At 69.8% G+C, this 11,040-nt stretch carries 9 protein-coding genes and 1 pseudogene; 4 read left to right on the forward strand and 6 right to left on the reverse strand.

Annotation, left to right across the window (positions count from 1 at the left end; translation table 11 throughout):
- The 4 genes from ON21_RS36195 to ON21_RS36200 all read right to left on the reverse strand — a co-directional run.
- The coding region (locus ON21_RS36195) for a WXG100 family type VII secretion target (RefSeq protein WP_051021536.1) at window positions 1–2,190 on the reverse strand (2,190 nt) is incomplete at its 3' end.
- 57 nt (window positions 2,191–2,247) lie between these two features.
- A complete protein-coding gene (locus tag ON21_RS31440; protein ID WP_051021537.1) occupies window positions 2,248–2,721 on the reverse strand; it encodes a YbaB/EbfC family nucleoid-associated protein in 474 nt (157 codons plus the stop codon).
- 7 nt (window positions 2,722–2,728) lie between these two features.
- Window positions 2,729–3,064, reverse strand: a complete 336-nt coding sequence (locus ON21_RS31445) for a hypothetical protein (RefSeq protein WP_039804097.1) — start codon at window positions 3,062–3,064, stop codon at window positions 2,729–2,731.
- A 24-nt stretch (window positions 3,065–3,088) separates the two neighbouring features.
- On the reverse strand, window positions 3,089–5,197 hold the full coding sequence (locus tag ON21_RS36200) for a WXG100-like domain-containing protein (RefSeq protein WP_051021538.1): 2,109 nt from the start codon (window positions 5,195–5,197) through the stop codon (window positions 3,089–3,091).
- Window positions 5,198–5,433: 236 nt separating this feature from the next.
- On the opposite strand from ON21_RS36200, the gene ON21_RS36205 reads away from it, so the two are divergent.
- Window positions 5,434–6,540 (forward strand): hypothetical protein, encoded by a 1,107-nt coding sequence (locus tag ON21_RS36205; protein ID WP_051021539.1) that lies wholly within the window; start codon window positions 5,434–5,436, stop codon window positions 6,538–6,540.
- Between the two features lie 72 nt (window positions 6,541–6,612).
- Here ON21_RS36205 and ON21_RS31475 read toward each other — a convergent pair whose 3' ends face one another.
- Window positions 6,613–7,527, reverse strand: coding sequence for an RNA polymerase sigma-70 factor (locus ON21_RS31475; RefSeq protein ID WP_039804105.1), 915 nt, complete (start codon window positions 7,525–7,527; stop codon window positions 6,613–6,615).
- 177 nt (window positions 7,528–7,704) lie between these two features.
- On the opposite strand from ON21_RS31475, the gene ON21_RS31480 reads away from it, so the two are divergent.
- On the forward strand, window positions 7,705–8,190 hold the full coding sequence (locus tag ON21_RS31480) for a carboxymuconolactone decarboxylase family protein (protein WP_039804113.1): 486 nt from the start codon (window positions 7,705–7,707) through the stop codon (window positions 8,188–8,190).
- A 55-nt stretch (window positions 8,191–8,245) separates the two neighbouring features.
- On the opposite strand, the gene ON21_RS31485 is transcribed toward ON21_RS31480, so the two are convergent.
- The gene (locus tag ON21_RS31485) at window positions 8,246–9,208 is read right to left on the reverse strand and encodes a cation diffusion facilitator family transporter (RefSeq protein ID WP_039804107.1); all 963 of its coding nucleotides are present in this window, start codon (window positions 9,206–9,208) and stop codon (window positions 8,246–8,248) included.
- A 25-nt stretch (window positions 9,209–9,233) separates the two neighbouring features.
- On the opposite strand from ON21_RS31485, the pseudogene ON21_RS31490 reads away from it, so the two are divergent.
- Window positions 9,234–9,548, forward strand: a pseudogene (locus ON21_RS31490) (hypothetical protein); the annotation flags it as partial.
- Between the two features lie 251 nt (window positions 9,549–9,799).
- Window positions 9,800–11,040, forward strand: a 1,241-nt coding sequence (locus ON21_RS31495) for a purine-cytosine permease family protein (RefSeq protein WP_039804117.1), incomplete at its 3' end; no start/stop codon positions are given.

The following is an 11,040-nucleotide window of genomic DNA, read 5'->3' on the forward strand; positions in this document are numbered from 1 at the left end:
GAACTGCCGCAACAGCTCTTGCAGTTTCTCCGCGCCGGGCAGCGTGCTCCCGAATTGCGTCGAACTGTCCAGCCCCTGGGTCAGCGCCTTCCCCAGTTGTCCGAGGAGTTCCCGGCCCGCGGAGGCGAGTGAACCGGCGCCCTGCGCCGCCCCCGATGCCGTGTCCCGCCCCGCGAGACCGGCCCTGGCGGGGCCGTCGGTGTGGGTCGCCGCCGCGAGCGCCTGCTCGTCCAGCGCCTGGGGCAGGTTCTCCAGGACCGACCGCACGCCCGCCGGGTCCACCCCGCTGAGTTCCGACAGCGCGTTCTCGTCGACGACGTCCGGGATGCTGTCCAGGATCGAACGCACCTGCTCCGGCGGCAGCCCGGTGAGCTGCGACAGGGTGTCCTCGTTCAGCAGGCCAGGGAGATTGTCCAGCACCGAACGCACCTGTGCGGGGTCCGCGCCCGTCGCCTGTGCCAGCGCGTCCTCGAGCGACCCCGGGTCCACGCCGGACGCCGTGCCGCGCGATGGCGACGGTGATCCGCCGGACGAACCGCCCGATCCCGAGGAACCGCGCGGCAGCGGAACCGAGCCCAGCGAAGGCACATCGGGCATACCGCTGCTCGTGACGGATTCGGGCTGCCCGCCGGACGACCCACCGCCTTCGGGCACGGCCGAAGTTCCCGACCCACCGGACCCGCGCGCGGGCGCCGCGCTGTCCTGAGAGCCGGTGGAGCCTCCGAACATGCCCGCGGGGCTGTAACCGGAGGCGCCGCCCGCGGATCCGTCGTCCAACTGCGAGCCGGTACCGGGTCCAGCCGCCTCGTAACCCGCAGGCAGGGGGCCACCGTTCGCAGGCGACCCGCCCGCGGCCTGGGTGTCGGCTCCGGGCAGACCGGCGCCGGAACCAGAGCCGGATCCGGCTCCGGTACCAGAGCCGGACCCGGCGTTTTCGGAGCCACCGTACCCCTGCCCGGCTTGCAGGCCCTCTCGGTAGCCCTCTTGGTAGCCCGCCTGATAGTCCTGGCCGGGATTCTGGTTGCCGGTGCCTCGGCCCCCATAGCCGGAGCCCTGCCCACCGCCTTCACCCGTCGGATAACGGCCGTACCTGTTCACTTCGTTCCCAGGCGTGTTCTGGCCGCCCGGCTGATTCTGGTCGTCGCCCGGTTGGTTTCGGCCCTGCCCACCCTGCTGCGGTGTGGCGATGGGCCCGTTCACCACGGGCATCACCGACACCGTGTTCTTCATGCCCTCGCCGTAGTGCTTCTGCCACTCGTTGCGGTACCGCCGGGTCACCCTCCCCGGGCAGCAGTCCCCGGGATCCGGTGTCGCGGGCATGCTCAGTTTGGTGAGGTGCAGCCACTGCGCCGTGTAGTCCAGGTTCTGGCTCATCGCGATCATCGACGTGATCAGCGGCTGCACGCCGTCGGAGTACGACCGGACCGCTTCGGAGGCGGCGGAAGCGCCCTGCCCCTCCCACGCGTCGGTACCCGCGGAGATCACGGTCACGAAATTGTTCAGTCGGCCCAGCAGGTCGTTGGCCATACTGTGCCAGTTGCCCGCGGCGGCCAGCACCGGTTGCGGATCGAGATCGCGCCCCAATTCGTACAATTCGGCGAAACTGAGACTGTCCTTGTTCTCGATGTTGGCCGTGACACCGGAATTCTTGGCGCCTTGATAGTCCTTCAACGAGGAAGGAAAACTCTCCGCGTTCGCCTTCTCGACGTGCGGGTTGCCGTCCTTGTCCTTCCAGGTGAAACCGCCGCTGGGCTGGTCGAATTCGGCGTCGGGCGCGCCGGGGGCCTTCTTGCCGGGCGTGTACGGCGTCGCCTCGGTCGGCATCTTCAGCTCACTGAGCGCCTTGAAGGTGTCCCCGGAATCGCCGTCGGTCTCGGTGTAGGCCTTGCCCGCGGCGATGTAGGTCTCGCCCATGTCGGTGACGATCTTCGCGTGGTCGCTCAGGATGGTATGCAGGCGAGTGCCTTTGGTGGTGAACGCCATCGCCAGCTGCGCGCCGGAGGTCAGCGTGCCGATCGGCGCGAAATTGTTCAGGCGCAGGTCGGTCACCGCGGCGGCCATCCCGAGCAGGTCGTCGACCAGATCGGCGCAGGCCTCGGCCGCGGCGAGGGCGTCGGCCGGGTCGAACGTCAGATACCCCGCCTTCGCCTGGTTCTCCAGGCCGGACCACGTGTTCGATTCGAGGGCCATTGTCATTTTCCTCCGCGGGGGATCGGGTCCCCGCTCCTTCGGATGTCCATAGCGGCGTCAGTCGTCGTTATCGGCGACCATCGACCGCGGTGCCGCGGCGCCGGAATCGTCGACGGGCCAGCGGGCCGGATCGGGCGGCGTCGTCGGCGGGGCGGGCGCGGTCGGCATGAGCGAGCCGAGATCGGGCGCGCCCTCGATGATCTCGGAGAGTTTCGGCAGCGCGTTCTTCCGTTCCAGCAGCGGCGCCATCAGGTCCCTGCTGCGCTGCGCGACCTCGGCCGCCGCCTGCTGCACGGCCGCCGTGAGGTTCTCGGCGATCTCCTCGAGGCTCAGATCGAGGACGTCCTCGGCGAATCCGGTGGCGATCAGGATGCCGTCGGCGTTCACGGTCACCTCGATGCGTTTGTCGCACGCCGTCACCGTCGCGGTGAGCAGCGAGCGCTGTTTCTGCAGTTCGGCGATCCCGCGGAACTGCTCGCCCAGCCCCTCCAGCATCGTGGCCATGTCCGCGTGCAGACGTTCGTTCACCATGTGCCGCTCACCCGCCCAACGCTCCGCCCGACGCCTGGTCGGTGCCGGTCAACGAGTCCGCGGCCTCGCGCTGGCCCTCCGACATGTCGTGGAGGGTCTGCGCGGCGCCCGTCGCGCCGTCGAGCAGGTTCTTCCTGGCCGCCTGGTAACCCTTCTCGCCCTCGGCGAATTTCCTGCCCCGTTTGTCGTCGCCCCACGGCATCGTGGTGGCATCGGATTCGATGCCGCCCAGCGTGTTCCGGAGTTTCTCGGTGATCCCTGTGACCTTGGTCGACAGCTCCCCGGTCAGCTCCGACGCCCGGCGCAGCTTCTCCGGGTCGACCTCTACGCTTTCGGCGGCCATGGCACTCCCTTCGATGTCGGCGGTCTAGAGGGTGAAAGGAACATCGACGTCCTCGGGGCTCTCGGTGGTGGTTCGTGCGTCGGCGTCGGGGGGTGGCGCCCCGGGCAGCCAGTCGCCGGGCTGAGCGGCCCCGGCGGGAGGCGGCGTGAAAGGGCCGGGCAGCGGCTCCACCGAAGGCCACTGTTTCGGACGGGTCTTGCCGCGCACGTCTTTACCCTCACCCAGGAACGGCTCGTCGGCGCTGGTGGCGATCGGGTTTCCCTGCGTGCCGGACGAACCGGTGACCTGCGAACCGGCGGGGCTGGGGCTCCCACCGGACGGGGCGTGGCCGCTGGGTGTGGGTGTCGCGTGCGGTGTCGCACCGGAGGACGAGGGCACGGGCGAAAGTGGCGGTGCTACAGAAGGTCCCGCTCCCGTGCCGCCGGGCCGCGGGCCTCCGGTCGAGCCCCACCCGTCCACCGACGACTCCCACGAGGTAGGTGGCCGGCCGGTGAAGTGGCCGGACCCCTCCGCACCGGACCCGGTGGAGGAGCTGGAACTGGATCCCGTGGGAGAGGAATTCGTGCCGGCGGGGTCGTGGTAGACGCTGTGGCCTGATCCGGTGCTGATGGTGTCGGGTGTGGTGGGTCGGACGGATGGTCCGTTTCCGCCGTATGTACTTGTGGCGTCGTGGTACACGCTGTGTCCCGATCCGGTGCTGATGGTGTCGGGTGTGGTGGGTCGGACGGATGGTCCGCTTCCGCTGTATGCGCTTGTGGCGTCGTGGTACACGCTGTGTCCGGAGCTGCCCGAGGAGACGACGTCGCCGCGGCCCGAGTGGGTGGACGCGGCACCGCCGCTGCCGGCAGCGGAGACCGGGCGCGAGCCGCCGGACGCCGAACCGTTGGAATGCGGTGCCGGGGTACCGGTGGAACCGGCGACCGTGGACGCCGCGGGCGACGACTGCCCGGATGGCGCGCCGGCCGACGTGCCGGTGTGCGTCGACGCGGGCCTGCTCCCGCCCGCGCCGGTGTTCGTCGACGCCGGGCCGCTCCCGCCTGTTCCAGTGGACGACCCGTCGTGGACCGGTGGGCGCCCGGTATTGCCGGTCGACGGTTTCGGCATCCACACATAGGAACGAATGCCCCCGCGCCCCGGTGGAATCGGCGTGCCGAGGGCGAACCCGCCCCGCGCTCCGCCGACCAGACCACCGCGCGCGATGCCGCCGACCCAGCCAGGACCCGACGAGAACGACGACCAGTCCCCGGTGACCGTGCCCGCCGCCACGTTCCCGAACACGGTGCCGACCGCGCCGGAGGCGCCGCCGATCACGACACCGCGGCCGACCCGCCCGAACGCGTTGTCGAGGTTCTTGCCCGCGAACCTGTCGATGCCCTTGCCGAGATACCGGCCTGGCTCGCGGCCGGGGATCACGCCCGCGACGCCTGCGAGGATGGACAGTCCGAACTCACCGCCGTTGAAGTGGCGACGCTTGCCCGCCGCCAGCTGGCCGACCTGCACCGCGCCGTTGATCGTTCCCGTGATGGCGGCGGCCTCGAGCGCTCGCACGCCGTAGACGCCGTACCCCTTGGCCGTGGGCAGCACCGGCCGCAGCTGCGCCGCGCGGGTCCAGAAGTGGCGCTTGACCGTCGGGGCGCCGAGCCGGGCGGCGATATTCGTGATGATCTTCTGGACGAAGTCCTCGAACACCTTGAGAAAGGACCGGGTCGTGGTGATCGCGGCCGCCTCGACGGCGGGCGCGGTCGGCGGGAACAGCCAGGCCCACAGGATCTCCAGCGCCAGCCAGGCCAGGGTGACGATGACGGTGATCTTGGTCGCCTGGATCTCGGTGCCCATGTCGAACGCGCTGTCGCCGACCGTGCTCATCAGCTTCGCCAGCTCCTCCAGGGATTGATCCCCGGTGCGCAGGACGTCGTAGCGGGCGCCCATCGCGGCCCCGCCTTCGCCCTGCGAGTAGGCCGACACCGTCGTCCGCTTGGCCTCGTCGATGCCCGCGAGCAGCGCCTCGAGTTCCTTGCTCGCCGTCTTCCACGCCTCCGAGACCGCCCATGCGGCGTCCTCGTCGCCCTTCGGCCAGGTCGTGCCCGCCACCCAGGCCAGCCACTGCAACCCCTCGGGCAGGTAGATGGTCACCGCTGCTCCGCGGCGGCCCCGAAACGCCCTCTCGGATCGCTCCCCACAGCTCGCCTCCTCGGCGGTCGACGTCATCGGATTACATCGCGGTGAGTTGAACCTTCATCAAAGGCCGAGCGAATTCTGGTCGCGCGCAGAGTGAAACGATCGGCAGACGGCGAGTACTCGGTTCCGCCAACACCGTTCGTTTCCCGGGCGGTGGTAGCCTCGCGCCGCGAACGAGGAGGTGCCACGTCGTGACCGCAGCCGAGCAGCCGTCCGCGGACGGACCCACGCCGCCGGATGCGGCGAGCCGCCGGATCGCCGAGCTGCTGATCGGGCTCGCGCCGCGGGACTGCCGTGAGATCCACGCGGTCTTCGTGCTGACGGTCGCCGCCGAGCTGGCGTCGGTCGTCGCCGCCGACGAGGAGGGCCGTACGGTCCAGATCGTGCCGCCGGAGGAGGTGCTGGCGCTGGTGCGCAGGCATCGGGAGGCGTCGGCCGCCCGGCCCGAAGGACCCTGGTGGCGGTATCTGCTTCTGGTGTCGGCGTCCGGAGAAGTGCGGACCGACTACGACTTCGGCGCCGAACCGTTTCCCGACGACCACCTCTTCCCGGCCGAGGTCTATCGAGCGGATCTCGAAGTATTCCCGCGGGACCGGCTGCCGGTGTGGCTGGCCGCCCATATCGGGCATGCCGATCGGCAGTCGCGTCCCGCCGCGACGGCGGCCAGGGCCGACCCGGCCTCGGCCCGGTTGGAGGACGGTCTACCCCCACTGCCGTTGCTGGTGGCGCGCTGGGCCGTGCTGTCCGCGGCATTCGTCGCGGTGGGGTCCCCGTGGGGGCCGCGGGTCCTGCCCGCACTCGGTTTGTTCGAAGGCGCCGAGCGCAGCGGCTCCTCGCTCTGGATCGTGCCGGGGGACCGGGCCGTGCTGTCCGGCGGCGTGTGGAACGATCCCGCCTTGGACGCGGTCTACAACGCCGGGGCGCCGATGCCGGATCTCTACGCGGGCGCGCCCGCCTGGGTGGCGAACCCGCTGCTGAACCCGCGCGCCGGCGCCGGTCTGCTGTCCTTCTGCTACTGGTGGGATCGCGGCCGGTGGCACCGCGGGGCCGCACCGCCCGCGGCCGACGTCGCCGCGGCCGTCCCGGGTGTGTGGAGCGTGGAGAGCGCCGCCGCCATCGTGGCCGCGCTGATCGAAGACGAGCCGGGCGCCGGGGCCCGGGACGCGGCGCTCGTCCTGGTGCACGCCGCCGAGCGCGGGAGCATCGAACGCACCACGCTCGTAAGCGTTTTCGGCGACGGCGAAATCGATGACGCCTACCTCCAGTTGGTCATGGCGGGAGTGGCCGCGGGCTGGTGACCGGCTCGGCGGGGCAGGCGACCACGCTTCGAGTACCTGGCGTGTTCGACGGCCGAATCCCGGCTCCGCTCGTCAGCGGCACAGCGCGGTTTCCCGCTGCATGCGGGACAGCTTCTCGGGATTGCGCACGGCGTAGAGCCCGGTGACCAGTCCGTCGTCGATGCGCAGCGCCAGGACGGTGTCGATCTCGCCGTCTCGCCGCAGTATCAGCGCCGGATAGCCGTTGACCTGCGCGGGCTGCCTCGACACCGCGGCGAGCCTGCCCAGCCCGGCCGCCAGCGTACGGGCCACGCGGTCGGCCCCGGCGACGGGCGACAGCGTGGCTTGCACCACGCCGCCACCGTCACCGAGCAGAACGACGTCCGGCGCGAGGATGTCGAGCAGGTGCTGTAGCTCGCCCGTCTCGATCGCTCGCTGGAACGCCTCGATGGCGTTGCGGGTCTCCGCCGCGGAAACGACTCCGCGCGGTCGGCGCGCCGCGACATGTGCCCGCGCCCGGTACGCGAGTTGGCGGACCGCGGCCGAACTCTTGTCGACGGCCTCGGCGATCTCGTCATAACTCAGATCGAACACCTCGCGCAGGACGAACACCGCCCGCTCGATCGGCGTCAACGTCTCCAGCACGAGCAGCATGGCCATGGAGACGCTCTCGGCCAGCTCGATGTCCTCTGCCACGTCGGGCGCGGTGAGCAGCGGCTCGGGCAACCAGGGGCCGACGTAGGACTCCTTGCGCCGCCCGAGCGTGCGCAGCCGGTCCAGCGACTGGCGGGTGACGATCCGCACCAGGTACGCGCGCTGATCCTGGACGGTGCCGAGGTCGACACCCGCCCACCGCAGCCAGGTCTCCTGCAGCACGTCCTCGGCGTCGGCCGCCGAGCCGAGCATCTCGTAGGCGACGGTGAACAGCAGGTTCCGGTGGGTGACGAACGCCGCGGTAGCCGGGGCGGGGTGGTGGGCGCCGGACGTCTGCTGCGATGTGTCGGCCATGGAGTGGCTCCTGTTCCTCTCGGCTGTGTCATCCATCAGACGCCCGCCTCCGCCGTCTTGTAACACCGATGCGCAGTGGCGCAGGTCACGTCGGCGCGCTGTTACGAGGCTCCGGCCCCCGACGTCTGGTGTTCGTTCGACGCACAAGCACACCACTCCCCGAGGGAGGACCACGTCATGGAACCCCGTATCAATCTGAACGACAGCGAGATCGGCGCCAAGATCGGCAGGCGGTTCGCCAACACCAGCCTGGCGATCTTGCAGTCGACGGTGCCGAAGGCCACATTGGAGCTGATGCAGTTGCGCGCCAGCCAGATCAACGGCTGCGGATGGTGCACCGACGTGCACACCAAGGATCTGGCGGCGGCCGGTGAAACCCCGGTCCGGATCAACCTGGTCGCCGCCTGGCGCGAGTCGAGCGTGTTCACCGAGGCGGAACGGGCCGCGCTGGCACTGACCGAGGAGGGCACCCGGCTCGCCGACGAGCACAGAGGCGTCTCCGACGAGACCTGGGCCGAGGTGCGCGAGCACTACGACGACGACCAGATCGCGACGCTGGTCTACCTGGTCGCCATGATCAACGCGGCCAACCGGCTCGGCGTGATCACCCGCACGCCGGGAGGTTCGTACCAACCCGGCATGTTCGACGCCCTCACGAACTGATCGATAGGAATGCCCGGGCCGCCACCACACACGAGATCCGAGGAGGTAGCGCGGTTCAATCGTCTTCGGGAGCGGCGATCGTCAGAACCGCGTCGGCGATATGCGGGTTGCGCTCGAGTTCGCGCTCGAGCGCGCGCAGCGTGAGGGCGATGGTCGACTCCGCCGGATCGCCGACCAGGTCCACACTGGCGACCAGGAAGACCTGCCGCGGGCCGACGTATTCCAGGCGTACGAAACGCACTGCGGCCACTTCGGGCATTTCCTCGATGCGGGCCGCCGCGGCGGCGCGGAGTTCGGGCGAGGCGGGCTCCCCGGTCAGGAAGCGCCGGTTCCGGTCGATGAGCACCACGGCGATCACCCCGAGCAGCACGCCGACGAGCACCGATCCGAGTGCGTCCCAGACCGCCGCGCCGGTGAGCTGGTGCAGCCCCATTCCCGCGAACGCGATGACGATTCCGATCAGAGCCGCGCTGTCCTCGGCGAAGACGGCGCGCAAGGTCGGATCGGAGGTTTCGAGCACGTACTCGAGGATGTCCTGATCGAAGCTCTCGGCCTCGCCGCCGAGCTGCCGGGTGGCCTGTAGCCACGAGATCCCCTCCAGGACGAAGGCGATCCCGAGCACGATGTAGGCAACCGCGTAATCCTGTCCGCCCTGCCCCTCGTGCAGCAGTTCGGTGATGCCGTGCCACACCGACACCGCGGCGCCCGCCACGAAGAGGCCCACCGCCGCGAGCAACGACCAGACGTATGCCTCGCGTCCGTACCCGAGGGGCCGTTTCGCGTCAGCGGTGCGCGTGCTTCGACGGTTGGCGACGAGGAGGAAGATCTGATTGCCGGTGTCCGCCCACGAATGCGCGGCCTCGGCGACCATCGACGCCGAGCCGGAAAGCGTCGCCGCGACCGTTTTGGCCACCGCCACCGCCACGTTGGCGCCGAAGGCGACGATCACCGTGCGCGTGCTCTCCCCACCGGCCGCGGGCGCGGATCTCTTGTCGTGGAAGGCGTTCGCTCGCTCCATCTACGCCAGTGTGGCACGGACGCTGGGCCGCCGATACGAGCTGAACCCCCGCGCCGAGCCCCGCACAAGCGCCCACGGTGCGGGTCTGCAAGAGCGTCTGAGCACGCTGGCGGGCCGTCGGCCGGAACCGGCTCTGTTGCTGCTGGCCGATCTGCGCCGTCTGCACCGCGTCGCGGCGGGCGTGTCCCCCGACTGGGAACTGCTCGCCCAAGGCGCCCAGGCGGCGCAGGACCTCGAATTGCTCGAACTCTGCCGGCGCTGCCACCCGCAGACACCGCGGCAACTGCGCTGGGCGAACGGCGTGCTCGAGACACTGTCACCGCAGGCGTTGGTGAGCTGACCATCGCCCTGGTCGCAACCGGCCGCCTATAAGCCGCCATTTGGTGTGTCAATATCCAGCGGCAAATAGTCTCTTGCGGTGGAATGCGAGTCCGGACAGCGGCAACCCGTGCTCAGTTGCGATGTCAACTGTGGTTCCGTTCAGACGCCAGCTTCCTTACAATGGGCCAACAAACAACGGCACGCTATACGGGTGCACGGTGGTCAGGCTGGGCCGGCGGTTCCTTCCCACCGTCGACGATGGGATTCGACATGGCTGTGGGTTCAGCGGAACCGTCGGAATGGTCCTTCGAGCGCAAAGGCGCCGAATGGGTCGCGGACGAGGAACGTCGAGGCAAGCCGCGCTCGCTGTTCTGGCCGTGGGCCGGGACCAGCTGCAATGTGGTCTTGGTTTCGTTCGGTCCGTATGTCACCGCGCTCGGCCTGGACTGGCATCTGGCAGCGCTTGCCGCGGCGGTGGGTGGGGTCGTCTCCTTCCTGCTGCTCGCTCTGGTGTCGCTGGCCGGGCAGCAGGGCGGGGCGGCGACCATGGTGGCCGGCCGCGCGGCGTTCGGATTCCACGGCAACAAGATTCCGGCATTCCTGAGCTATCTGGCGTTGGTCGGGTGGGAGACCTTCTCGGCCGTGCTGGCGACCCTCGCGGCTCGCACGGTCGCGCACCGGCTCGACCCGGATATGGATACCGCACCGCTCATGGTCGTCACCCTTCTGACGGTCATCGTGGCGACCACGGTGATCGGTATCTACGGCTGCCACGTGATCTTGCGGATCCAGAAGTGGTTCGCTCTCGCGTTCACCGCGCTGTCAGTGGTCTATGTGGTGCTGACGCTGCCCAGGATCTCGTTCGCCACGCACGGGCAGGCGAGCGTGGGCGCGTTCGTGGGTGGGGTGATGCTCGTCGCCAACACGTTGGGGCTGAGCTGGGTCAACTGCGCCGCCGACTACACCCGATACCTGCCGCGCACGGCCGGCAAACGCGCGCTTGTCGGCTGGATCGTTTTCGGCGGCACCGCTCCCGCTCTCGTTCTGATGGGACTCGGCACGGTGCTCGCCGCGGGCGATCCGGAGGTCGCGGCGGCGGCGGCCACCGACCCGATCGGCGCACTGTCGGCCCACCTGCCCACCTGGTTTCTGGTGCCCTATCTGATCCTCGCACTGGTGGGATTCGTGTCGGGCTCCATCATCGGCCTCTATTCCTCCGGACTCGCGCTGCAAACATTGGGCGTCCGGATACCTCGCCACTACACCGTCCTGATCGATGCCGTTCTGATCGCCGCCGTCGGTGGCTACGTGGCCTTCGCGGCGCCCGGGTTCTTCGCCCCGTTCCAGGCTTTTCTGACCACGACCGGTGTCGTGATGGCCGCGTGGACCGGAATCTTCGTGGTCGACCTGTGGCAGCGTCGCCGCGTCGGCTACGACCGGACGGCCCTCTACAGCCCGGTCGGCGGCTACGGGAAGGTGAACCGCGTCGGGGTGGGCTGTCTGATCGTCGC

The organism is Nocardia araoensis NBRC 100135, assembly GCF_000308435.1.
Taxonomy (GTDB): Bacteria; Actinomycetota; Actinomycetes; order Mycobacteriales; family Mycobacteriaceae; genus Nocardia; species Nocardia araoensis.